This window comes from Sphingomonas echinoides, from assembly GCF_029623395.1.
Taxonomy (GTDB): Bacteria; Pseudomonadota; Alphaproteobacteria; order Sphingomonadales; family Sphingomonadaceae; genus Sphingomonas; species Sphingomonas echinoides_A.
Genome location: NZ_JAPYKK010000012.1, coordinates 16,701 through 41,562 on the forward strand (window position 1 = coordinate 16,701; position 24,862 = coordinate 41,562).

The 24,862-nt window shown below is 64.1% G+C and carries 20 protein-coding genes and 1 tRNA gene; 14 read left to right on the forward strand and 7 right to left on the reverse strand.

Translation table 11 applies throughout. The features are described 5' to 3' along the window. The first annotated feature begins 560 nt into the window (after positions 1-560). From QBJ92_RS09255 to QBJ92_RS09305, 11 genes are all read left to right on the forward strand, one after another. Entirely contained in the window at positions 561-1,907 is a 1,347-nt protein-coding gene (locus tag QBJ92_RS09255; RefSeq protein WP_277969402.1) for a GGDEF domain-containing protein, read from the forward strand. A 31-nt stretch (positions 1,908-1,938) separates the two neighbouring features. Then, the gene (locus tag QBJ92_RS09260; RefSeq protein ID WP_277969403.1) at positions 1,939-2,139 is read left to right on the forward strand and encodes a hypothetical protein; all 201 of its coding nucleotides are present in this window, start codon (positions 1,939-1,941) and stop codon (positions 2,137-2,139) included. An 82-nt stretch (positions 2,140-2,221) separates the two neighbouring features. Next, on the forward strand, positions 2,222-3,928 hold the full coding sequence (locus tag QBJ92_RS09265) for a long-chain-fatty-acid--CoA ligase (protein WP_277969404.1): 1,707 nt from the start codon (positions 2,222-2,224) through the stop codon (positions 3,926-3,928). A 134-nt stretch (positions 3,929-4,062) separates the two neighbouring features. Then, on the forward strand, positions 4,063-4,674 hold the full coding sequence (locus QBJ92_RS09270; RefSeq protein WP_277969405.1) for a glutathione S-transferase family protein: 612 nt from the start codon (positions 4,063-4,065) through the stop codon (positions 4,672-4,674). A gap of 87 nt (positions 4,675-4,761) precedes the next feature. Continuing rightward, positions 4,762-5,664: a UDP-2,3-diacylglucosamine diphosphatase gene (locus QBJ92_RS09275; RefSeq protein ID WP_277969406.1), complete on the forward strand. Its 903-nt coding sequence runs from the start codon at positions 4,762-4,764 to the stop codon at positions 5,662-5,664. A 5-nt stretch (positions 5,665-5,669) separates the two neighbouring features. Then, positions 5,670-6,707, forward strand: coding sequence for a glycosyltransferase family 4 protein (locus QBJ92_RS09280; RefSeq protein WP_277969482.1), 1,038 nt, complete (start codon positions 5,670-5,672; stop codon positions 6,705-6,707). Positions 6,708-6,890: 183 nt separating this feature from the next. Next, positions 6,891-7,571 (forward strand): DUF1013 domain-containing protein, encoded by a 681-nt coding sequence (locus tag QBJ92_RS09285; RefSeq protein ID WP_277969407.1) that lies wholly within the window; start codon positions 6,891-6,893, stop codon positions 7,569-7,571. Positions 7,572-7,690: 119 nt separating this feature from the next. Further along, positions 7,691-8,836: a tRNA guanosine(34) transglycosylase Tgt gene (tgt, locus tag QBJ92_RS09290; protein WP_277969408.1), complete on the forward strand. Its 1,146-nt coding sequence runs from the start codon at positions 7,691-7,693 to the stop codon at positions 8,834-8,836. A 15-nt stretch (positions 8,837-8,851) separates the two neighbouring features. Next, entirely contained in the window at positions 8,852-9,040 is a 189-nt protein-coding gene (locus QBJ92_RS09295) for a hypothetical protein (protein ID WP_277969409.1), read from the forward strand. A gap of 219 nt (positions 9,041-9,259) precedes the next feature. After that, on the forward strand, positions 9,260-12,085 hold the full coding sequence (locus QBJ92_RS09300) for a M16 family metallopeptidase (RefSeq protein ID WP_277969410.1): 2,826 nt from the start codon (positions 9,260-9,262) through the stop codon (positions 12,083-12,085). 258 nt (positions 12,086-12,343) lie between these two features. Next, complete coding sequence (locus tag QBJ92_RS09305; protein ID WP_277969411.1) at positions 12,344-13,237, forward strand: cell wall hydrolase; 894 nt, start codon at positions 12,344-12,346, stop codon at positions 13,235-13,237. 117 nt (positions 13,238-13,354) lie between these two features. On the opposite strand, the gene QBJ92_RS09310 is transcribed toward QBJ92_RS09305, so the two are convergent. The 3 genes from QBJ92_RS09310 to QBJ92_RS09320 form a co-directional block, all read right to left on the reverse strand. Then, positions 13,355-15,268: a S9 family peptidase gene (locus QBJ92_RS09310; protein WP_277969412.1), complete on the reverse strand. Its 1,914-nt coding sequence runs from the start codon at positions 15,266-15,268 to the stop codon at positions 13,355-13,357. A gap of 63 nt (positions 15,269-15,331) precedes the next feature. Further along, a complete protein-coding gene (locus tag QBJ92_RS09315; protein ID WP_277969413.1) occupies positions 15,332-15,745 on the reverse strand; it encodes a holin family protein in 414 nt (137 codons plus the stop codon). A 17-nt stretch (positions 15,746-15,762) separates the two neighbouring features. Continuing rightward, positions 15,763-16,302: a glycoside hydrolase family 108 protein gene (locus QBJ92_RS09320; protein WP_277969414.1), complete on the reverse strand. Its 540-nt coding sequence runs from the start codon at positions 16,300-16,302 to the stop codon at positions 15,763-15,765. A 216-nt stretch (positions 16,303-16,518) separates the two neighbouring features. On the opposite strand from QBJ92_RS09320, the gene QBJ92_RS09325 reads away from it, so the two are divergent. Together QBJ92_RS09325 and QBJ92_RS09330 are read left to right on the forward strand one after the other, a co-directional pair. Further along, complete coding sequence (locus QBJ92_RS09325; protein ID WP_277969415.1) at positions 16,519-20,352, forward strand: PAS domain S-box protein; 3,834 nt, start codon at positions 16,519-16,521, stop codon at positions 20,350-20,352. Between the two features lie 3 nt (positions 20,353-20,355). Then, complete coding sequence (locus QBJ92_RS09330) at positions 20,356-21,078, forward strand: response regulator (protein WP_277969416.1); 723 nt, start codon at positions 20,356-20,358, stop codon at positions 21,076-21,078. Between the two features lie 44 nt (positions 21,079-21,122). On the opposite strand, the gene QBJ92_RS09335 is transcribed toward QBJ92_RS09330, so the two are convergent. Continuing rightward, complete coding sequence (locus tag QBJ92_RS09335; RefSeq protein WP_347342789.1) at positions 21,123-21,749, reverse strand: response regulator transcription factor; 627 nt, start codon at positions 21,747-21,749, stop codon at positions 21,123-21,125. Between the two features lie 113 nt (positions 21,750-21,862). Here QBJ92_RS09335 and QBJ92_RS09340 point away from each other — a divergent pair, with 113 nt between their 5' ends. Further along, the gene (locus QBJ92_RS09340; RefSeq protein ID WP_277969417.1) at positions 21,863-23,260 is read left to right on the forward strand and encodes a hypothetical protein; all 1,398 of its coding nucleotides are present in this window, start codon (positions 21,863-21,865) and stop codon (positions 23,258-23,260) included. A 3-nt stretch (positions 23,261-23,263) separates the two neighbouring features. On the opposite strand, the gene QBJ92_RS09345 is transcribed toward QBJ92_RS09340, so the two are convergent. The 3 genes from QBJ92_RS09345 to QBJ92_RS09355 all read right to left on the reverse strand — a co-directional run bounded on the left by QBJ92_RS09345 (position 23,264) and on the right by QBJ92_RS09355 (position 24,824). Next, entirely contained in the window at positions 23,264-23,638 is a 375-nt protein-coding gene (locus QBJ92_RS09345; protein WP_277969418.1) for a hypothetical protein, read from the reverse strand. Between the two features lie 359 nt (positions 23,639-23,997). Continuing rightward, a tRNA-Pro gene (locus tag QBJ92_RS09350) sits at positions 23,998-24,074 on the reverse strand. 42 nt (positions 24,075-24,116) lie between these two features. Next, positions 24,117-24,824, reverse strand: coding sequence for a hypothetical protein (locus tag QBJ92_RS09355; RefSeq protein ID WP_277969419.1), 708 nt, complete (start codon positions 24,822-24,824; stop codon positions 24,117-24,119). Positions 24,825-24,862 lie beyond the last annotated feature (38 nt).

The window sequence follows — 24,862 nt, forward strand, 5'->3', positions numbered from 1 at the left end:
TCGGGCAAAATCAACCGATTCGCTCGCATGGCCAAGGCATCGCTTGCGGCACACCAATTGCCGTACGTCGCGTGTGCTACCACCCCGTTAACCACCGTGTGCGTGGACAATCCGCCACAATCAGTCCTTGAAAAGCAAATCGAACGCCAAATTTTACTTTCCGTTCGTCATCATGGAGCTAGGAATCGAGCATGCGTCCAACGCCCCGCTCTCGCCTGTGCGCCCTTCTCCTGATGTGGTGCGCCATGTTTCTCGCGGGCGAGTCGGCTGGGGCAGCCATCACAAGCGCTGGGGAGCCGATCAGGGCGTGTATCACACGCGACCGCGTGGGGCTTACTGCGCACGCGCTTTTGCTCCCCTCGGCGCCTTTTAGGTGCGAAACCGATCAGCGCACGCTCGGTCCCGGCAGTTACTGGCTTCGCTCGGCGCCGTTGCGTCGCAGCGGAGCGGTCAACGTCCGAAGCGCAAGCCTTTGGCAAGGAACGGTAACGCTCTATGCCGTGTACGCGGACGGCGTAATCCTTCGTCAAAGTGTGGACCAACAGGGCGCTTCGCGTCGTATGCAGTTGGGTGCGATGGTCGAAGTCGCCTTGCCGCACCGTCCGGCCCCGCTGGTCCGGCTGCTGTGGCACGTTGCCGGGGCCGCCAACCTGCGTGGCATCCTGCGCGACGTTGAGCTTACGACCGTAGACGAGAGCAGGCAGGCCAATCTCGTGCTTGGAGGGCTTTATGCCGCCTTTGCCGGGCTGTGCATGGCGCTGCTGTGCTATAACTTCGCGCTTTGGGTGGCACTGCGGCACCGCTTTCAGCTCGCCTATTGCGCGATGGTTCTGAGCCTGCTGGCGTACGCCATATCGTCCTCGGGCTATCTCTCCTGGATGTACCCGGACATCGCCAACAATGATCGGATCCGGTGTAACTACCTGTCCCTGGGCATCGCCACCGTTTCCGCCTTCGCCTTCGCCCGAGCATTTTTCGAAGAACGCGTTTTTGCCGGCTGGATGGGCCGATCCGTGCGGATCGTCAGCGCAATCACCGTTTTGGCGTCGCTTGCCTTTTTCCTGTTTGCGCCATGGAACGTCTGGTTCTTCGATCGGCTATATTCGGTTGCCTTCGTCGCTCAAATGGCAATGGTCCTTCCGCTGTTGTGGCGCGCCTGGGCGCTGCGGAGCAACTACCTGTGGGTGTTCGCCCTTGCCTGGGCCGTGCCGATCATCATGGCCACCGTGCGCGTCGTCAGCGCGTTCGGCTTGATCGGGTGGAACTTCTGGCTCGACAATTCGACGATCGTATCGATGACGGTCGAAGCGCTGCTGTCGAGCGTCGCCATCGCGTATCGCATGCGTTTGTTGAGCAACGAACGCGACGAAGCCCGCGAACGGGAGATCGCCGCGCGGTTGCTGGCCGATACCGATCCGCTGACCGGATTGCTCAATCGCCGCGCTTTCCTGCACCATGCGATCGGACGCGAGGGCGAGCAAATCCTGATGATTGCCGATCTCGACCACTTCAAGCAGGTCAACGAAACCATCGGTCACGACGGCGGAGACGAAGTCCTGCGCGTCTTCGCCCGAACGCTGTGCCAGTCCGTCCCAGCCGAGGCGCTGGTCGCGCGCATGGGTGGAGAGGAATTTGCGGTCGTTACGGCGGCGGAGACCGCGTTCGACCCTGAAAACATTTTGGCGAGTCTGCGAGCCGAACGGATGCCGTTCGACGTGACCATCACCGCGAGCATCGGGGTTTGTATTGGTGCACTCGAACGCGAGCAGGATTGGAAGGCGCTCTACGGATGCGCCGATCGCGCCCTGTTCGAAGCCAAGTCCGCCGGTCGCGATCGCGCGCGGGTACGCCTCTTGAGCCATCACCATCCGGTTCAGGCGCCCACGCTTGCTGCCCTTCGCCAGTAAGGCTATAACGGTTGCGTAAGGAGACGGCCTGGTGCGCAATCGGAATATGGTCATCGCGATCTGTGCTCTGTTGGTCGTAACAGCAACGGTGAAGAACCATCCGACCGCGGACATTCGTGTCCTGACGCACGACGCGTCCGATCCGATGCCGCATCAGATCAAGGCAGCGCTCGATCTGGGTTTGCTGGGCATCTCCGTCCTGTACACCTGGACGGCACGCCCGATCGGCTGAACGGCGGTTCCGTCGCAAGCGCGCGACGGACGCGGTTTGCAACGGCTTGCAGGCAACGGATGCCTTGCTTACACCTTTGTCAATGAACAGACCCGAAGCGCTCTGGCGCGAATCGTATCGTCATCCCGCTGCCTGGGACAGCGCCTTCCCGCCCCTATCGATGGCGACGCTATTCGACGAAGCCGCCGCCCGGAGCGGGCAGTCGCCGCTGATCGATTTCCTCGGTCGCCATTACTCGTTCGCCGAAACACTGGACGGTGCGAACCGCGTCGCCGCCGGCCTGTCCGCGCTTGGATATGGCCCGGGAGACCGGATCGGTTTGTTCCTGCCCAACGTGCCCCATTATGTCGCGGCGTATTACGGGATTCTCAAGCTCGGCGCGACGGTGGTGAATTTCTCGCCGCTCTACACCGCAGCCGAACTCGCGCATCAGGTCGAGGATTCGGGTACACGACTACTGTTCACGCTCTCCGCCAACCAACTGCTCCCAACGGCGCTCGACGTGCTGGACCATAGCGGTCTGGAACGGTTGGTCGTCGGGTCAATCGCCGGCGCCTTGCCGACGGCAAAGTCGCTCCTGTACCGGATGTTCAAGGGCGGCGAAGTGACGAAGCGGCCGGACGATCCCCGGATCCTGGCATTTTCCAAGTTGATCGCAAACGATGGTGCCTTTCCGCGTCCCACCCTGTCGCCCGAAACCGACGTCGCCCTGATCCAATATACCGGGGGCACCACAGGAACCCCGAAAGGCGCGATGCTGACGCACCAGAACCTTGCCGCCAACGCGCGGCAGGTGATGGCGATCGACCCGCATCCAGCCGCGCCAGACCGGATTCTCGGGGTGCTGCCGATGTTCCACGTCTTCGCCAACACCTGCGTGCTCAACCGAACGGTGCTTAACGGCGGCTGCATCGTGATGCTCCCGCGGTTCGAGGCGGGGGCGGTGCTGGCGGCAATCGCGCGGACCAAGGCGACCGCGCTCCCCGGCGTGCCGACGATGTATCAGGCCCTGCTCGACCATCCCAAGATCGGTGCGACCGACTTCTCTTCGCTGAGAATCTGCATTTCGGGCGGCGCGCCGCTCGCACCCGAATTGAAGGCGAAGTTCGAGAAGCTGACGGGTGCGACCGTGGTGGAGGGCTATGGCCTGTCCGAGAGCTCGGGCGTACTCTCCGCCAACCCTTATGAGGCCGAGGGAAAGACCGGGACGATCGGCCAACCGCTTCCCGCCACGCAGCTTCGACTGGTCGACAAGGCCGACCCGACACTGGATGCGCCCGATGGTGAACCCGGCGAGATTGTCGCCCGGGGGCCGCAGATCATGAAGGGCTATTGGAACCGCCCCGACGCCGACGAAGACGTCTTTGTGACCACCGCGGATGGCAAATGGCTGCGCACCGGCGATGTCGGGACGATCGATGCGGACGGCTTCGTCAAGATCGTCGACCGGCTGAAGGACATGATTTCGGTCTCGGGCTTCAAGGTCTTCCCAAGCCAGATCGAAGCAGTCCTGTATCATCATCCCGCGATCAAGGAGGCGCTCGTAGTTGGTCTGCCCGATCCGTATCGCGGCGAGCATCCCCGCGCCTATGTCACGCTCAACGACACGACGGACATCAGCGGCGAAGCGCTGCGCGACTGGCTCAACCCGCAAATCGGCCGGCATGAACGCGTGGACGAAGTAGTGGTGCGGTTGACCATGCCCAAGACGATGATCGGCAAGCTCAGCCGCAAGGACCTGATTGCGGAAGTAATGGCGGAAGGTACCCGGGCGACCCGAGAAAAGTAAGCTTCAGACGCCGTTTCGCGCAGCTGCGGCGGAGGGACGAAAAGACGGCGGATGTGTGCGCCGTCTCGATCTCTAGGTGAAATTGCGTTTCTTTCGCGGCATATCTTGTAGACCGACTGTCTGGGAAACGCCGCATGACCGACCTGATCCTGCACGAATATGCCGCGTCCGGGAATTGCTACAAGATCCGCCTGACCGCAGCTCATGCCGGCATCCCGTTGGAACGGCGGGAATATGACATCACGGCGGGCGCGACGCGGACACCTGCCTTTCTCGAACGAATCAACCCCAATGGGCGAATCCCGGTTCTGCAGGTCGGCGACGACTTTCTGCCCGAAAGCGGTGCCGCCTGCCTGTACCTGGCGGACGGGTCGCCTTTGATCCCGCAGGATCGGTTCGATCGCGCCGACATGCTCCATTGGATGTTCTGGGAACAATATCATCACGAGCCGAACATCGCGACGCTACGCTTCTGGCGCACGACGATCGGCGAGGCGGGCCTCGACGATGTGCAGCGTGCCCTGCTTCCGGTGAAGCGCGCTGCCGGGGAGGCCGCGCTGGCAGTGATGGACACACATCTCGCGCGGACCCCATTCCTGGCGGCGGGCCGCTTCACCGTCGCCGACATCGCGCTCTATGCCTACACCCATGTTGCGGAAGACGGCGGTTTCGCGCTGCGTCTTTACCCTGCAATCCAGGCGTGGTTGCGCCGTGTCGCGGCGCTCCCCGGGCATATTGCCATGTGACAGTTGGATGAAGGTCGATCCGTGCGATTGTAACATTGGCGAGGCATAGAACACAGTCATCCACAGGCTTTGCGGGATGGCGGAACGATGGACGCAATTACCAGGATCGCTCTCGATGGTCTGGTTGGCCAAGGCACGGTCGCCGACTTCGCGGATTTCGCGCATTCGAACCCGGTCATTCCGGAACGGCCGATCGATTTCCGCCGGAAGTATCGCACGATCTGGATTTCCGACATTCATCTCGGCACGCGTGGCTGCAACGCTCGAATGCTGATCGACTTCCTCGACCATGTCGACAGCGAGCGGATGTACCTGGTCGGTGACATCATCGACGGCTGGCGGCTCAAGAAGAAATTCTACTGGCCGGTCGAACACAATGACGTGGTGTGGCGGCTGCTGAAGCGCGCCAAGCGCGGCACCGACGTGATCTACATTCCCGGCAATCACGACGAGGTGATGCGGCAGTTCACCGGGCTCGACTTCGGCGGCGTCGCGATCCGGCGCAAGGCGATCCACGAAACCGCGGACGGTCGCCGGCTGCTCGTTCTCCACGGCGACGAATTCGACGCGATCACGCTCGCGCACCGCTGGCTCGCGCATGTCGGCGACGTTGCGTACACCGTGCTGATGGCGCTCAACCGCTGGGTTAATGCGTATCGCCGCTATTTCAACTTGCCGTATTGGTCGCTGTCCAAGCACGCCAAGGCGAAGGTCAAGAACGCGGTCGAGTTCATTTCCAATTACGAGGAAGTGATCGCGCAGGCGGCTGGATCGCGTGGGGTCGACGGGGTTGTCTGCGGGCATATCCACACTGCGGAATTCCGCGACATCGATGGCATAGCCTATTATAACGACGGCGACTGGGTGGAGGGCTGCACCGCTTTGGTCGAGCATTTCGACGGTCGCATGGAGTTGCTGCATTGGGCGGACGAGATTGCGGCGCGGGAGAAGGCACAGGCGAGCGCGAAGATCGCGCAGCTGGCGGCCTGACGCCGGTGCGCATCGCGATCGTCACCGACGCGTGGAGCCCGCAAGTGAATGGCGTGGTGCGTACGCTCCAGGCGGTCCGCGCGGAGCTCGAGCGGCAGGGGCACGATGTCCTGATCGTCTCGCCCGACCTGTTCTATTCGATGCCGTGCCCGACCTATCCCGAGATCCGCCTCGCCTTCGCCCGCACCGCCGCAGTCGGCAAGATGCTTGCGGACTTCGTGCCGAACGCGATTCACCTGGCGACCGAGGGGCCGGTGTGCCTCGCTGCGCGGCGCTGGTGCCTGTCGCGAGGCTTTCCCTTCACCACGGCGTATCACACGCAATTCCCGGATTATGTGTCAGCGCGGACCGGGGTGAACCCGGAGTGGGTGTGGCGCTATATCCGCTGGTTCCACTGGCCCGCGCAGTCGATCCTTGCGTCCACGCCGTCGATCGCTGCCACGCTGAAGGCACATGATCTGACCCGGGTGCGGCACTGGGGCCGCGGGGTCGACCTGTCGACGTTCGGCCCGGACATCCCGCCAGCCCCGACGATCCGCGCACTCGCTGACGGGGGCATGGGTCCGATCCAGCTTTATGTCGGGCGCGTGGCGGTCGAGAAGAACATCGAGGCGTTCCTTGCCGCGCACACGCCGGGGGTAAAGGTGATCGTCGGCGACGGACCGGCCCGCGCTACGCTCTCCGCAAAATACCCGGACGCGCATTTTCTCGGCCCGCTCTTCGGGGACGACCTCGCGTCTGCCTATACCGCCGCCGACGTGTTCGTCTTCCCCAGCAAGACGGACACGTTCGGTCTGGTGATGATTGAAGCGATGGCGTGCGGCGTACCGGTCGCGGCCTATCCAGTTACGGGGCCGATCGACGTCCTTACCGCGAAGGTCGGCGCGATGGACCCGGACCTGAACGTCGCGATCGCCACCGCGCTGACGTTGGACCCTGCGGATTGTGCTGCCTATGGGCAAAGCTTCACCTGGTCGGCGAGCGCGCGACAATTTCTGGGCGCGCTGGTACCGGTCAATCATCCCGAAGCGATCGCGGCCTAGAAGCTGGTCGCGACGGCAGGCCCACTGCTGTAAGCAAAACTTCCCGATCAGCGGCTTCGACAGCCCCCAAAAGCGCGTCTGAACCGCGCTTGCCACTTCCCCCCATCCGTTCTACACCTAAGGTCAGCACAAGTGGCCGCTCCGAAAGGGGCGGCCCTTTCCGTTTCTGAAGGAGTTCACCGCATGGCTCAGCCGCTTATGCCCCATGCCACCGCATCGTGGCTCGTCGACAATACCGCGCTCAGTTTCGAGCAGATCGCGGATTTCTGCGGTCTCCATATCCTTGAAATTCAGGCGATTGCGGATGATACCGCCGCGACCAAGCTGACCGGACGCGACCCGATCCGCGCGCATGAGCTGACGCAGGTCGAGATCGACAAGGGTCAGGCCAATCCGGACTACCGGCTGCAGATCCTGAAAGGGCCGGAGCAGGTTCGCCGCACCAAGGGCCCGCGCTACACGCCGGTATCGAAGCGGTCGGACAAGCCCGACGGCATTTCGTGGATCATCCGCAACCATCCCGAGATCACCGACGGTGCGATCAGCGCACTGATCGGCACGACCCGCACGACGATCGCGGCGATCCGCGACCGCAGCCACTGGAATATCGCGAACATCACGCCGAAGGATCCGGTGACGCTCGGCCTGACGACGCAGCGCGAGCTCGACGCCGCGGTTGGAAAGGCCGCCAAGGCCGCCGGGATCGAAGCGCCGGTCGACACGCGGCTCGAGGGGGATCGCGAGGCGCTCATCACCGAGTTGCGCGCCAACCGCGATCAGCTCGCGCGTGACACCGAAGCCGCCGAGCACGGCGAGCCAGCGCCGCGCGCCGAGCCGACGGCCGAGACGCTGTTCAAGCGCTAATGCCTGCTCCCCTCTCTGGAAGGGAGGGGCTGGGGGTGGATCGCTCTGAAACCGGCACCACGCCCGCCACGGGCCAACCCACCCCCGACCCATCCCTTCCAGGGAGGGGAGGAACTAAGATGACCAATTCCCCCCGTTTCGCCTTCACCATCGCCGCGACCGACGGCAAGGCGCGCACCGGCGAAATCGCGATGCGCCGCGGCACGATCCGCACCCCCGCCTTCATGCCGGTCGGCACCGCCGCGACCGTCAAGGCGGTGAAGCCCGCCGACGTCCGCGCGGCGGGCGCGGACATCATCCTCGGCAATACGTACCACCTGATGCTCCGCCCGGGCGCGGAACGCGTCGCGCGGCTCGGGGGCCTGCACGATTTCATGGGCTGGGACCGCCCGATCCTCACCGACAGCGGTGGCTATCAGGTGATGAGCCTGAGCGACCTGACCAAGCGCGACGAAAATGGCGTGACCTTCAAGTCGCACCTCGACGGCACGCGCCGCACATTGAGCCCCGAACGCTCGATCGAGATCCAGCGCCTGCTCGGGTCGGACATCGTGATGGCGTTCGACGAGCTCGTCCCCACCACCTCCACCCCCGAAGTCCAGGCCGCCGCGATGGCGCGATCGATGCGCTGGGCGAAGCGGTCGCGCGATGCGTTCGACGGCGGCGGCACGCATGCCGAGGGTGCCGCGATCTTCGGCATCCAGCAAGGCGCGCTCGACCAGACGCTCCGCGGCGACAGCGCGGGCGCGCTGATCGAGATCGGGTTCGACGGCTATGCGGTCGGCGGGCTTGCGGTCGGCGAGGGGCAGGAAGCGATGTTCGGCTGCCTCGATTTCGCGCCCGACCAGTTGCCGGTCGACAAGCCGCGCTATCTGATGGGGGTCGGCAAGCCCGACGACATCGTCGGCGCGGTCGAACGCGGGATCGACATGTTCGATTGCGTGATGCCGACGCGGTCCGGGCGCACCGGCCAGGCCTTTACGCGGCAGGGCCCGATCAACCTGCGCAACGCGAAGTTCGGCGAGGATCAGGGCCCGCTCGATCCCGTCTGCGGTTGCCCGGTGTGCGGCACCTGGTCGCGCGCGTACATCCATCATCTCGTGCGATCGCAGGAAATCCTTGGCGCGATGCTGATGACCGAACATAATCTGTGGTTCTATCAGGGGTTGATGGCGGACCTTCGCGCGGCGATAGCGGAAGCACGCCTTAAAAGTTTCGCGGATGCGTTCCGACAGGCGTACAAGGCGGGGAACGCGCAAGCGTAAAGTCGAGAGGGAAACATGGCTGAAATCAACGAAATCGAAGCGGCAGCCCGCGATCACAAGCGAGTCCGCGACGCCGCAGAGGCCGCCCGCGGCGCGGTTAAGGACAGCTGGCCGATCGTTCCGATCGCGATCGGCGTTGGAGTTGGTTCGGCCGCGCTCGCGGCAGTGCTAATGTACACCAACCGGGATCGCGAAAAACCCTGATAGGGGATTGACGGAACGGCGTACACTGCCCTTCCCGTCAAACCGGACTACTCTTGGTATCCACCGCGCCGCATGTCCTGCTAGCCGCAGGACGGAAGCCGGTGGATCCGGCCCGGATGACGCCGTGGCAAACCACATGCTGTCCTCCCTGTCCGATTGACATACCACACCTCCCGGCAACACAGTGCAGCATCAGCCTGCACCGCCGGAGTCTCCCCCATGCGTTTGTCCCGTGCCGCCCTCCTGTTGGGCGCCGCCCTGCTGCCCGCGACTCTCGCGCAGGCGCAACCGACCGCCCCCGCCCCAGCCGTCAAGCCGATCGCCTTCACCGAACGCACGCTCGCCAACGGCCTACGCGTCTATGCGATCCGCGACACCAGCACCCCCAACGTCTCGGTCCAGATGTGGTACGACGTCGGCTCGAAGGACGATCCCGCCGGCCGCTCGGGCTTCGCGCACATGTTCGAACATCTCATGTTCAAGGCGACGCGCAACCTGGTGTCCGAACAGATGGACCGGCTGACCGAAGACGTCGGCGGCAACAACAATGCGTCCACCAACGACGACTACACCGAATATCACGAGACGATCCCCGCCAACCACCTTCAGCGCCTGCTGTTCGCCGAAGCCGACCGGATGGCAAGCCTGGTGGTCGAGCCCAAGAGCTTCGCCTCCGAGCGCGACGTGGTGAAGGAGGAACTCCGCCAGAACACCAACGCCCGCCCCTACGGCAAGCTGTTCTCGCAATATTTCCCCGCGATCAGCTACACCCGCCACCCCTATGCGCGCGGGACGATCGGCAGCATCGACAATCTCGACAGCGCGCAGATCGACGACGTCCGCGCGTTCCACGCGACCTTCTACCGGCCAGACAATGCGGTGCTGGTGGTGTCCGGCAATTTCGATCCCGCGCAACTCAACCAGTGGGTCGACCAGTATTTCGCGAAGATCAAACGCCCCGACCGTCCGATCCCGCGCGTCACCACGACCGAGCCGCCGCGCACGCAAGCCGTCAGCCGCACGGTCTATGAAGCCAACACCCCGCTCCCCGCGGTCCTGATCAGCTACCCGATCCCCGCCGATCGCGATCCCGACAGCGCAGCGCTCGCGGTGCTCAACACGATCCTGTCGCAGGGCGAAAGCTCGCGGCTGTACGAGAGCCTCGTCTATCGCGACCAGCTTGCGCAGTCGGCGGAGACCTATCTCGACGTCAAGCAAGGCCCCGGCAACTTCGCGGTGATCGCGATCATGGCCGGCGGTAAGGACGTCGCAATCGGCGAGGCCGCGCTGCGGCGCGAGATTGCGCGGATGCGCGACACCGCGGTCAGCCCGGCTGAGCTGGCGAAGGCGAAGAACCAGATCGTCACCGCCGAACTGCTCGGTCGCGAAACCGCCGAGGGCAAGGGCCGCACGATCGCGCAAGCGACGATCATCGACGGCGACCCGCACGCCGCCGACCGGCAACTCGCAGCAATCGGCCGTGTCACCGCCGCCGACGTCCAGCGCGTTGCGCGCAAATATCTGCAGGACAATCGTGCCGCGACGATCCGTTACCTCCCCGCCGAAAGCGCGAACGGCGCGAAAGGCGATACGATTGCAGTCGCGGACAGCGTGATCGCGCAGAAGCTCGTCACCCCGCCAGACGTCCAGATCGTCACCCCTGCCAGCGTCGCCGACCGTATCGCGCCTCCCGCCCCCGCCGCGACGGTTCAGGCGAGCAGCCCGAAGCCGGTAGAATTCGCGCTTGCCAACGGAATGCGGGTCGTGGTGGTCGAAAAGCATGACCTGCCGCTGATCACGGCATTGCTGGTTGGCCAGGGTGGCGGCTCGAATGATCCCGCCACGCTGCCCGGCGTCAACAGCTTGGCCGCGACGCTATTGACCAAAGGCACCAAGACCCGCAGCGCGACCGACATCGCGCAACAGATCGAGACGCTCGGCGGCGCTATTTCGAGCGACGCAAGCTGGGATGGCGCGAGCGTCGACATCACCGTCAAATCTGACCAGGCGGCCCCCGCACTTGGCATTCTCGCCGACGTCGCGCGCAACCCGGCCTTCCAGCCCGACGAGATCGAACGCGCGCGGGCGCAGGCGATTGATGGCGTACAAGTCGCGATGAAGAACCCAAGCCAACTCGCTGGCCTCGTTGCCGCGCGCGCGGCGCTCGGCACAACATCGTACGGCCATCCGCTGGAGGGGACGCCGACGTCGCTCAAGGCAATCGGCGCAAGCGACATCCGCCACGCCTACGCTGCAACCTGGACACCAAAACAGGCAACGTTGGTCATGGTGGGCGACGTCACCCCGGTACGCGCACGGCAATTGGCGGAGACAAGCTTTGCGGGCTGGCGTGCGGTCGCGGCACCGCAGGCGCGCGTTGCGGCCGGCAATTACCCCAAACCAAGCGTCGTCGTCATCGACATGCCGGGTGCGGGCCAAGCCGGCGTCGTGGTCGCGCGCCCCGGATTGGCCCGCAACGACCCTCGCTATTATCCGACGGCGGTCGCCAATACGGTTCTGGGCGGCGGCTTCTCTTCGCGGCTCAACCAGGAAATCCGTATCAAGCGCGGACTCGCTTACGGCGCTGGCAGTTCGCTTCAGGCAGGGCGTCAGCCCGGGATGATCGCGGGTCGAACGTCGACGAAAAATCCGTCCGCCCCCGAGACGGTGTCGATCATTCTCGCCGAGATGAAGCGCCTCGGCGTCGAAGCGGTGACGCCTGCCGAACTGGAAACACGCAAGGCGGTCCTGATCGGCAATTTCGGCCGCGCGACCGAAACGACTGGTGGTATCGCCGGGACCGTCGGCGGCTACGTCGTGCAGGGCGTGCCGCTGAGTGAGCTCGGCACCTATGTCGACAAGGTCACGGCAGTCGAACCCTCAGCGGTCCAAGCAGCGGCGGCGGCGCTCCTCGATCCAGCAGCAGCGAGCATCGTCGTGGTCGGGGATGCGAAGGATTTCGTCGACCCGCTCCGCAAGACCTATCCCCGCCTTGAGGTGATCCCAGCGGGCGCCCTCAAGTTGGAGGCGCAAGCGCTGCGCTGATGGCCAGCCGAGTTCTTGTAGAAGGCTGAGCCCGGAGTCTCCAACGCGTGCGGCGACGCGATGTGGACTTTCGGGTTCCTTCCTAGCGTCAATGCGGCGCAAGGATTGCCGGGATCGGATTGGCCTCCCTCCTGGGAACGAGCGTCAGCAACCTGGTAACCCCGACGCGCTATTCGCGGGGGAATGGATCTTGCGCGCCGCCTTTACGATTATCGTTTCGCCCCAACGCCTGTTAGCCTGCTGAGTGTTGGATGTGCGATGGTGGTCGTCGCGCTGTGCGGCATTCCGGCAATGCGGGCGATCGTCGACCAGACCGCCGAGGCCGAACAAAGCGATTCGGACAAGAACGGCTTCGACACAGAAGATCATTTCCCCGGTGCCGCCTATTTTTACGCCGAGGACACCGCAACGCCTACAGCGATCAGAACAATTGGCGCGCTGCCGTTACTGGCGCGACTGCTGGGTGGGGACGGAACGGTGCGTGCCGCGGCGCCTTTCTCCACCGCCCGCGCCAGTCCGACCGATCGCGGCCGCGCACTCCAGTGCTTGAGCGCGGCGATCTATTATGAAGCAGGTGGGGAACCGGTCGCGGGTCAACGCGCGGTCGCCCAAGTCATTCTGAACAGGGTGCGCCATCCGGCCTTCCCCGCGACCATTTGCGGCGTCATCTATCAGGGTTCGACGGAGGGGCATTGCCAGTTCAGCTTTGCGTGCGACGGTGCGATCACACGCGGCATGCCCGATCAGGCCGCATGGTCGCGGGCTGTGGGTGTGGCGGCGGCGGCGCTTGATGGCGGCGTGATGCGCGATGTCGGCCTAGCGACTCATTACCATACGTTTGCGGTGACGCCCGACTGGAACCGAAGCCTCGTGATGACCGCCGTAGTAGGCGCGCATTTCTTCCACCGCTGGCAAGGGCGTTCAGGAACGTTCGCTGCGTTCCGCCAAGTCTATCGGGGTGGCGAACCCGTGCCCAGGCCGCTCCAAGTCGCCACGACCCGAAGCGCGCCCATAGCCATTCGGCCCGCTCAGGCGCCGGTTGCGAAAGAAGCCAGCGTCCTGAAAACCGCGCTTACGCCGCCGGAACCAAAGTTGCCCGACACTTCCGAAATCCTAGATAAGTGGAAAGAGTCCGGTCAGCCTTTGTCGTAGCATTACGCGATTACGGCGACGTGAAAGGCTGGTGACGCGGTTCGCCGCACGCGCGCCCCTCGCCCACCCCCCGGCACACGGCCGGGACGTTGCATCACGACGATACGCCTAGCGGACCTACTGTACGGGCTTCAGATACCGGTCAAACCAGGCCAGCGTCCGTTTCCGCAGATCGGCAGAATTGGCTGGTGCGCGAATGCCGTGCCCCTCTTCCGGATAGATCACCAGGCTCGTCGGAACACCCTGGTCCTTCAGGCCATGCCAATATTCGACCGACTGGGTCGGCGGAACCTCAATGTCCCGCTCGCCGACGTAGATGAAGGTCGGGGTCTTCGCACGAGTGATGAAATTCACGGCGGAAACGTCTTCATACGCCTTGCGGTCCTCGTACAGGGTCTTCCCGAAGAACGGCAGCATCCACTGGTCAATCCCGTTGGTGCCATAATAGCTGACCCAATTGGACAGCCCCGCGCCCGCGACGATCGCCTTGAAGCGGTTGGTCTGGGTATTGGCCCACATCGCCATGAACCCGCCGTAGCTGCCTCCCGTCAGCCCCAATCGCGCGCCATCGATCGGCGCGACCTTTTCGGCTGCATCGATCCCGGTGAGAATGTCGCGCAAATCACCGCCGCCAAAATCACGCTTGTTTGCGGCCGTGAACGCCTCGCCCTGACCGTAGCTTCCGCGTGGATTAGGCAGAAAGACATAATAGCCCGCGTCGAGCAGATCATTGTAGCCACCACCGAAATACGGCGTGTTCGCCGCCGAAGGACCGCCATGGACGATCGTGATCATCGGCGCCTTCTTCGTCGGATCCGCGCCCAGCGGGGCGAGCAGCCAGCCCTGCGCAGTGAACCCTTCGTTCTTCCAACTGATCGAACGCGCCGTCATCGTAGGCGAAATTGCGTCGTTCTCGTGCGTGATCTGCACCGGTGCGGACACCGGCCCCGCAAAAATCGCGGGAGCATGGGTAAAGTCCTGTGCGACGGTCGCAACCGTCTGACCGTTCGTGCTCCACGCCGCCTTGGCATCGCCCGCGCTGATACTGGCAGGGCGCGACCAGCCGAACCCGTCCGCGCGGTCGCTCGATGCAGAAAACAGACCGGCCTGCTCGCCCCGCAACGCTGTCCCGCGGATTGTCCCATCCGTCCACACCAGCGACGTAACAGTCAACCGCGCCCTCGGCGTGATATTCTGTGGCTCGCCCCCCGCAAAAGGTACCGTCCAGACATCGCCCCCGACCGAGCCGAAATCGCTCATCAAACCGCCGATGAACGCGACGGTCTTGCCGTCGGGTGACACGCGCGGAAAATTGAGCTGTGTCTTGGGCTTGGCGATCGTCCGGACCACACCACTGGTTGCGTCGATGGCATCGAGCGTAGCAACCCACCAATTGTTGTCGCCGTTCCCTAGGGCTGACGTGACAACGAAGCCGGAGCCGTCCGGCGTCCAGTCATATTCGTAAATGTAGCGGTCTGCCGGCGAGACCGGCTTGACCGCATCGGCTGCAATTGGCCCCGCCGCGAGATCGAACACGGCGATCCGCTGTTCGTCGCTCTTTTCGCCGATCTCGCCGACCTGACGGACACCGGCTTGCGCGGCGCCCGCTTCCTTCGCGGCGCCAATCGTCACCAATAGCGCGATCCGCTTGCCATCAGGACTGAAGCGCGGCGTCTGGGCGATGCCCTTGACCGTCGCGATGGTACGCACCTTGCCGTTCTTATCGACCGCAAGCATCATCGTTCCCGCAGTCCGGTCGCGTTCGAGCCAAGCAAGCGTGCCGTCGGATGCGAAGGTCAATCCCGACAGCGAGCAGGCGCTGCGACACGGATCGAAGCTTCGCAATACCTTGCCGCCACGTACGCTGCGGAGCGCGATCGTGCTGTTGCCTGGCGACCCGGTGCTTTCGACCGACGCAACCTGATCTCCCTGCGGGGACAGGGCAAGGCTGGCAAACCCATGGACCTGCGGCGGTGCGGCAAAGGCGGGGGTGGCGGTCGCAGCAAGCAGGAAGGCGAAAGCAGGGCGCATCGGGCAACTCCAGGGGTGGTGGAGCGGGATAGCACAGTGATGCAGCCAGGCAATTCTCCACGATCATTTGTCGAGGCCACGCGCCTTTCCCCAGGACCGCGCCGCCGTGTACCCGAGATACCCTGTGCCGAAGAGCGCATAGAGTGGTTCCGGAATGCCCGACAGATAGGCGTTCATTCCCGCGGCAATGTCGTTTGCCATCTTCGGCTCGACTGCGGCGATCAGCCCCATCGGGATGGACCACAGCAGCATCGTGTACATCACGTAGAGGAAGCTGGGCCGCGCTCGGCTCGTCCAGGGGTCGGTCGATTGCGCCTCTGCTAGGATCGCTGCGATCTGCGTCTTGACCTGTTCCAGATCTTGGCTGCCTTGCAACGCAAGCAGTTTCAGCTTCGCCTCGTCACGCGCTTTCGGGTCGGGAATGATCTTGTCGATGATCCCGGCGATCGGCCCGATTATTCCGTCCAGCAATGTCATATTCCCACTCCTCTCGGTTAACCGATCCGGTTGGCTAGCCAACCGTACAGGAACGTCTCATCCGTTGGCCGAGATTCCGCCAAGGCGACATAGCGTTCTCCGCGTAACGCCTCGATCGCCTTGACGAGAACACGCTCGCCTCGCTTCCCCCGCCGTGCGACGAAGCCCGACAAGGCGGCAAGGGTCGCGCTTCCGATGGCGCCGTCCGGCACGACGTCGGGATAATCTCTCGCCCCGCGATTCAAAGCGTTGAGCGATCGTTGGAGGAAGGTCGCCGCCACCGACGGCCCCATGTTTACAGCCGTGTCGAAGAGGATGCCCCCGACCTCTGGCGCGTATTCCGCCACCGCATCCAGTCTCGGTCGCTCCCAATATGTACTTCGGTAGATCTCCCGGGCGGTGGCGATCGGAAAGCGCCGCATTGGCCCAACATACCCATGCGCGCGCGCCACCGCAGCGGTGATGCCGTACCGTGTCTCTCCCCCCGCATCGGCGCGATCATTCGCGTAATCGCCTTCTTGCTCGAGAACTCGGTCGATCAGTCCGTCAATCGTCATGGCAGCCTCCTTAGGAAGGCAATTAACCGTTCTGGTTCCTGTAGGACAGCCGTGGAGTTACCTCATCTGGTCCACGACAGCGTTCGCATGATTTGCTATCAATTCGGGCATTCCCCCTTCTTCAGTGAGAACAGAGCATTGCCACAGCGATCCGATCAGCAGAGGCGGTGGCTCGATCGGGGAGTTTGGTTGCTGGGCCGATGCGCGTTCGGCGCCATGATCTTCGGGCTGGCCTGGGTTGGAATCGTCCTGTCGGTGGGCAGCGACTCGATCGCAGCGTTGTGGCTTCCCAATGCCTTACTCACGGCCGCCATTCTGCGGAGCGGATGGACGCGGTCCGGCGGTTGGATCGTGGCGACGCTGATCGGCCTTGCGCTCGCCAGTTTTGCTGTCGGTGGCCTCACTAAAACGGACCTGACGTACCCGTTCATCAACGTCACCGAGGCCGTATTTGGCTGCGCCCTGTTCTTTCAGTCTAAATCCCGCCAACCCGATATGCGCGAGATTTCGGACGTCGTGCGATACGGGCTGTGCTGCGCCGTCGCGGCACCGCTGGTTTCGGGCTTTGTCATCGCATTGCATATGGCCAGCCCCGGGGAATGGATCGCTTGGCGAGCATGGCTGTCCTGGTCGCTCGCAAACGGGTTGGGCATGCTGATCACGGGTCCCGTTGCGTTGATCGCGATCGATGCCTGGCCCAGACGGCACGAGATCGACCGCAACCGCATTCCGGAAATTGCGGGTATCCTGCTCGGCAGTGCAGCGCTTGCCGTCGCGGTGTTTGGCCAGACACGCTATCCGCTCGCCTTCCTGTGCTTGCCGATGATGATCGTGTCGGCGCTCCGTCTCGGGATCATCGGCACGGCGGCGACCATCCTGGTGGTGTCCGTCGTCGCGACCGTGGAGACGCTACGCGGGTCCGGACCGATGTGGCTGATAGACGCGACGTTCAGTATGCGTATCCATGTCCTGCAGGTGCTGCTCGCAACTGCGTTCGGCATCGGGCTTCCGTTCGCCTCGATCTTGAGCACGCGAGACCGGACTCGCGCCGAACTGAAATATGCCCGGGATTTTTCGGACACGTTGCTGGCAGCGATGCAGGAAGCGGTGTTCCGTACCGATGCCGAGGGTCGCTGGATTTTCCTCAACCGGGCGTGGGAAACGCTGACGGGCTATTCAATCGAGGGGAGCCTCGGGTGGAGCACTGCGCGGCTGTTGCATCCTGAGGATCGCACCCATGCCGCCACGCATTATCCCCGGATCGTTTCGGGCGAAATCGAGGAAACCACGCTCAAGCAACGCTTCTACACCGCGTCCGGCGAGTGTCGCCATATCGAGGTCACGCTCCGCCGCCTTGCGCAACCGAATGGCGATTTTGACGGTACGATCGGCACGATCCGCGACATCACCGCAGCCGTCGCGACCCAGCGCGCACTGGAAGACAGCGAGGGCCGTTTCCGCCGCTTGGCGGAGGCGGCACCGGTCGGCATTTTCCGCGCCGGCCCTGATGGAGGATTGACCTACGTAAACCGCGCATGGGCGAACAAGATCGGCCTCACGGTTGAGGAATCGCTCGGAACCGGCTGGATGAAAGCGCTGGCCGACCCCGAGACCTTCATTCGCGAACCTGCTTGGAAAGACCTGAAACCGGGGGTCGTCAAAGTCCGCGACTTTGCCTTCCGCGATACAGGCGGAGGCGAATTATGGGTGCAGAGCGTCAACGGCGCTGAATTCGACAATGAAGGCGTTCTCACCGGCTTCGTCGGCGCGGTCGTCGACATTACGGAACAGCGGCGATCCCGGATCGCGCTTGCCGAGAGCAAACGGTTGTTTGAAACGCTGGCGGCGTTGTCGCCCGCGGGCATCTATCGCTCCAACGCTCAGGGCGGCATCATCTATGCCAATCCCGCTTGGCTGGATGTCGCTGGAATGACTCTCGAACAGGCATTAGGGGACGGCTGGATCCCGGCGGTTCACCCGGACGATTTGGCTCGATTGCGGCAGGAGTGGCGGGATACCGTTCTACATTCGCATCAATTGCGGACCGAATTCCGCTTCGTTCGACCGGACGGATCAATCCGCTGGGTGGAGACGATCACCGCAAGCGAATATGACGATTCCAACCGTCAGGTCGGCTTCATCGGCGTTAACGTCGACATCACGCGCCGCAAGGCGACCGAGGCGGCGCTGCGCGAGCGCACCGAACAGTTGAAGCTTTTGGCGGAAAACGCGACCGATGCGGTGTTCCGCACGACCATCGACGGCGTCTGCCTCTATGTATCACCGTCGGTCTTCGATCTTGTCGGCCTCACGCCGGACCAACTGGTCGGGCGGAACATGTTGCGGGGATACCATCCGGACGACGTCGACCGAGTGCTCAGCGCTCACACGGCCCTTGGCACGGGCCTGATCGATCGAAAAGTCGTCGCTTACCGCATGAAACGCGTCGATCAGCCTGACACGTGGCGCTGGCTCGAATCGAACAGCGGGTTGGTGCGTGACCCCGTGACGGGGGAGCCGCGCGAAATTATTTCGTCAGTGCGCGACATCACGGAACGCAAACGGCTTGAATTCGAACTCGATTCAGCACGCCGCCATGCCGAAGTCGCAGCGCAGGCGAAATCGAGTTTTCTTGCCAACATGAGCCACGAGATTCGCACGCCAATGAACGGCGTCCTTGGGTTCACCGAATTGTTGCTCGCTGAAAACCCTCGCGCGGACCAACAGCAGAAGCTCCAGATGATCGCCGATTCCGGAAAGGCGATGATGCGGCTGCTCAACGACATTCTGGACTTGTCCAAGATCGAGGCAGGCCATGTCACGCTCGCGCAGGACCGGGTCGACTGGCACCATCTTGCGCGCAGCTGTGCACGGCTGATCATGCCCCTGACCACCACCGCGGGTATCGCCCTCGAGGTAGAGGTTGCCGACACGGTCCCTCCAGCGGTGCTTGGCGATGGTCTGAGGCTGCGGCAAATCGTGCTCAACCTGCTCGGCAACGCGGCGAAGTTCACCGAACGTGGGTCGATTCGGCTCAGTGTGACGTGCGAAGACGGCATGATCGTCGTTGCGATCGCCGATACGGGTGTCGGGATCGCGGCAGACCGCCAGGGAGCGATTTTCCACGAGTTCGTTCAGGAAGATCCCAGCACTTCGCGGCGGCACGGTGGCACAGGGCTTGGGCTCGCGATTTCGAACGAGCTCGCGCAATTGATGGACGGCTCCATCTCCTTGTCCAGCACCGTTGGCGTCGGAACGACGGTCACGGTTCGCCTTCCGCTGATCGTTGCGCCGGCGGAGCCATCGGCGCCCCTTTCCGCGCCCGCAGAGGTGCCGATGCTACCTGCGGTCCCCGGCGCCCGCGTGCTGGTCGCGGAAGACCATGAGGTCAATCAGACCCTTATTAAGGCTATGCTAACGCGGCTTGGCTACCGTCCGGAGATTGCCCGCACAGGGTTGGATGCGATCGCGATGGTCGAAAGCGCGAACAGCGCGGGCACGCCTTTCGCGCTGATATTGATGGACATGCAAATGCCAGAACTGGACGGGATCGAAGCCACCAAACGGATTCGGGAATCCGGTATTTCAGCCGAAACGCTCCCGATCGTTGCGCTGACCGCGAACGCCTATGCCAGCGACGTAGAAAGCTGTGTCGCGGCGGGGATGCAGGGACATCTCGCGAAACCGGTCCAAATGGGTGCGCTCGACGAGATCGTGCGGCGTTGGGCGGTTCCCAGGCGTTCGCTCATCGTTCCGCCGGCAACCAATGACGACGAAGAACTTCAGGGGCAGTTCGACGCGCGTGTCCGTAAGTTGTTCGCATTGTACGACACGACGATCGCGCTGGAAACAATCGATACCGCGGCAATCGATGCGCTTCGCCATGCGCTCCACCAGGTTGCCGGAACTGCGGCGTTCTTCGGGCATGGCGAACTCGGGACGGTCGCGCGCGAAATCGATGACCAACTTGACGATCCGACCACGGCGCAGCGCGAAAGCGCGCTTCGCTCTGGTCATGCGCAGTTGCAGCGCATCAAGCGAACGGGGTAGCCGATGGCTCGCATCGTCATTGTCGACGACGACGAATTGATCTGCGCAATCGTTGCCCGGACGCTGACCCCGCTGGGACACACGGTGGTGTCGGTCCGCGACGGTGCCGATGCGCTCGACAGCCTGTGGGAAAGCGGGCCGGACCTTGTAATCCTCGACTGCGCGCTGCCCGGGAAGACCGGCCTGACGATCCTCGGCGAAATGCGGGCGTCGGCGATGTTCCGCGACTTGCCGGTGCTGATCCTTACCGCGCGGCGCAGTGACTGGCACGTTAAGATGGCGCTGGATGCCGGTGCGAACGCGTACGTTCGCAAGCCGTTCGCGCCCGAGGAACTGATCGCCAACGTCACCACGCTGCTGGCTGGCGCAAACGGTGCGGCGAAGGCGGCGCCGGCGCCCGTCGCGCTGCTCGATTGCGAGCGGCTGGTCGATCTGCGGGGTGCGGTTGGGGAAGCGGATGCGAACCGGCTGCTCGAAATGATGGTGCGCGACATCGCGGCGCGAAGCGAGGCGATCGCCGGGGCGCTCGGCGGGGGCGATTATGTGCGGGCCGAGCGCGAAGCGCATGCGCTGCGCGGGGCGTGCAATGGGATCGGCGCGCTCGAACTCGGGCTGGCGTGCCTTGCGATCGAACGTGGCGAATGTCGCACGAGCGAGAAGCTGCAAGACCTGGCGGTGCGGACCATGGCGGCGATCGAGGAAGCGCGCAGGACGCCCGCCCCCTGATAGGGCTCCAGATTTAAACCTTAAAAAACAGTATTATACGACACTCAGGCAGCGACATCCAGCGCCTGGAGCGCAAGGATTGCCTGCGTTCGGTTGGTCACGCCGAGCTTGCGGAAGATTTGCGCGAAATGCGTCTTTACGGTCGTTTCGGCGATCCCGAGTTCGTAGGCGATCTGCTTGTTCTGGCTGCCATCCGCCGCCGCACGCAGGACGCGGAACTGTGCCGGAGACAATTCGCCGATCCGCGACGGAACCACCGTCCCGGCGGGGTCCGGGTCGAGCATTTCGGCCGGGAACGCGTTGACTCCCGCAAGCAGCGAACGGATCGACTCGACCATCGCGCTCATCGGGGCGCTCTTGGGGATGTAGCCGCTCGCGCCCTCGCGCGCCGCGCGGCGCATGACCGCGGGTTCGTCGGTGCTGCTGACGATCGCGATGGTCGCGCGCGGCTGGAGCCGGCGCAGCATCAACAACCCGGCAAAGCCCTGCACGTCCGGGAGCATCAAATCGAGCAGGATCAAGTCAAACCGGCGTTGCTCCGCAACCGACACCGCTTCCGCGATCGTTCCAACCTTGACCGTGTCTGCGCCCGGCGCGACCTGTTCTGTCGCCATCGCAAGCGCCGTTGCGCACATCGGATGATCATCCGCAATCAATACAGCCTGAGCCAAAATGAAACTCCCCCGGATATATTACCCCTTATAGTCAATCCTTCCGCGCAAAATTGCAATCCTCTGCAATTGTTGCGTGACGACCCTCCGGTTGAACATGCTAACCGCGATCCATGCGAAGTGCCATCCGCCCGGTCCCCCGCGTCGCGCTGCTGATCACGCTTGCGACGCTTGTCGAACTGGCGGCGTTCTGGCCCGGAATCATGACGTGGGATGCGATCCGCCAATATGGCCAGGCGGTTAGCGGACGCTATGACGATTGGCACCCGCCCGCGATGAATTGGTTGTGGCACCAGCTGCGGCATGGCGCGGCGGGACCAGCGCCGATGCTCGTGCTGCAAGCCATGCTGTACGCAAGCGGGACCGGCTTGCTCGCAGTCGCCGCGCTGCGCCGGGGACAGCGCTGGGGGAGCGTCGCGATCCTGCTGCTCGCAGCGTCGCCGATCGCGCTGGTGTTGCTCGGCACGATCCTCAAGGACAGCCTGTTCGCGGGGACGCTGCTGCTGGCCGCAGGGTTGATCGCGGTGCCGTCCGAGCACCACCGACGGCCGAAATTCGCCGCCATAATCCTGCTGATTGCCGCCGCAACGCTGCGGTTCAACGCGGTTCCGGCCTGTCTGCCGCTGCTTGTTGCGCTCACACCACCGGCGTGGCGCCGATCGCCCGCGCGATTCACCGCGACGGCGGTGCTGGCGGTGGTGCCGTTGGTCCTCGCCCTCCCCCTCGCGAACGCGGCCTTGCGCGCACAGCGCAGCGGGGTGGAGCTGTCGCTGGTGATCTACGATCTTGGCGGGATCGGGCGATTCGCGAACGCGAACGTCTTCCCACCGACCGAGGTCGCCAACCCGATGGCGGTCAATCGCGCCTGTTACTCGCCCGTGTCCTGGGATCGCTACGCCTGGTGGGGAGAGGAGCCGTGCGCGATCGGATTCGAGACCGTGCAAGCGCCGTTACGCGCGCATCATGCCGCATATCGCTGGTGGTTTGCCGCGATTGTGGCGCATCCGCTGGCATATCTCGATCATCGGCTGGCGCATTTTGATCGCAATACGCGCTTTCTGGTGCGGGACGGTGACCTTCCCGGCCTGTCGCTCGCCTCGGATCCCAACCGCTGGGGCTATGCTGTCGCGCCCAACGCGCTGAACCGGGGGATCACCACGGTCGCGACGATGGCGCTCGCAACCCCGCTCGGCTGGCCGGCATGCTGGATCGCGCTGGCGTTCGGACTCGTCGTGCTGCGACCGACTATAAGCCAGCCGGGCGGCCAGCAGGGCGACGTCGCGTCCGCGCTGGCGTGGTCCGCGCTGCTCTATGCGTTGAGCTACCTGCCGCTCAGCGTCGCCTCGGAAGTTCGGTACCATTTCTGGACGATCACCGCGACGGGCGCGGCGGCGGCGCTGATGCTCGGTCAACGCGAGGTCTGGGCGGTCCCGCGCTGGCGGCGGGTCCTCGCGGTCGGCCCAGTCGCCGCGATCCTGCTCGGCAGCATCGCGGCGCGGGTCATGGGATAGAGCTTACTTTTTGGCGGCGGCAGGCTGCTGGCTCTTGGCGACGCCCTGAATCAGCTCCGCAGTCGCGATCTGCTTGGCTTGAAGCCCGCGCGCACAATTGGTCATCGTCTGGGCGATTTCCTTGCCCATCGGCTCCTTGCCGACCGCGATCACCGAGCTGCGGAACTGCGCGGGCGACAGCTTGGCGTCGATCCGGCCAAGATAATAGGCGACCGAAATAATCGCGACCTGCTTCTTCTTGGGGTCGGCTTCCTTCTCCGCGAAGACGTTGCTGACCAGCATGCAGCGCACGTCCGGATCGGCGGCCTGCGCGGTGGCGACGGCAGGAAGCAGCGACAGGCCAACGGCCAGCGACATAAGAATGGTTTGACGACGCAAGAATGTTCTCCGGACAAGCACATGGCGCAAACGCCATGCGAGCGTCGCGCTCTAGACTTGGACGGGAGGCACCGCAACGGCGCGACCGGCATCCGGTCCGGAACCAGCCAAGTCCAGCGACCGCGCGATCCCGGCATAAGACGAGCCGCATTCCGCCAAGGCGAGTGTCCGGAAGAATGCGGGGTCTATGCTGTCCCACGAGCCCCCAGATCCGTGGCGCAACACCAGAGTAAGAGGCGGATAGGCCGTTGACCGTCGCGGCCTACAGCGATCCTGCTGCAGTCGACGGTCCTGATCACGGATTTCCGATGTGTCATGGATTGACCGGCGGGCGCGCCGCCCGGACCGATCTTGATCTCTGGTCGGGGCGACAGGATTCGAACCTGCGACCCCCACACCCCCAGTGTGATGCGCTACCAGGCTGCGCTACGCCCCGACCGAGGGAGGCGCGTTAGTCCGAGAATGCGGCGGATGCAAGTCACTTGAACTGACCGAGCGGCAATAAGCGGTTCGCCAACGCCTGAACCGCGCGCGGATCGCGGTTCTTGAGGGGACCGATCAACTGTGCCGCGCGGCGTTGCAGGATGCGATCGAGTGCGGTCGGAGTCGAGCCACGTGCCGCGGCCTCGGCCAGCGAGGCACCGACCGGGTCGCCGGGGTCGATCGCCAGCCGCAACAGCGCGGCCAGCCCCGGAAACAGCGCACGCGGCCCGCCGAGCGCGACCGCGCGGTCGAGCGCGTCGAGCCCCGCCACCTTGCGCGCGCCAAGCGCACCGCGCGCGACCAGCCCACCGAGCGATTTCACCGCGCTCAGATGCCATGCGCCGAGCGCAGCCTGCGCTTCCGCATCGCGGGGGTTGCGCGCGGTGATCGCCTCGAACTGCGCCTTGGCGGCGAGCGCGTCGGACCGGCTGTTGGTAAGCTTCGCCCGGTAGCTCGTTGCCATCGCGCGCGTGAGCTGCGCCTCGACATCCCCCGGGCTTCGCATCAGCGTTGCAATCGCGGTGGCCTCGACGGTCGCGATCTGTCGCAGCGCTCTGTCCCGATCTGACGCAACGAACGCGGTTTGCGTCAGCGTCTCGCGACTGCTTTCGGCCGCGCTCGCCGGGATTGCCGCCGCGATCGCGCCGATCGCGACCACGGTTGCGAGAATCGCGACGGAGCGTGTCTTGATACGTTTCGCCAAAGCTTTTTCCGACCGTTACGAGCCAAACCGCCCGGTCA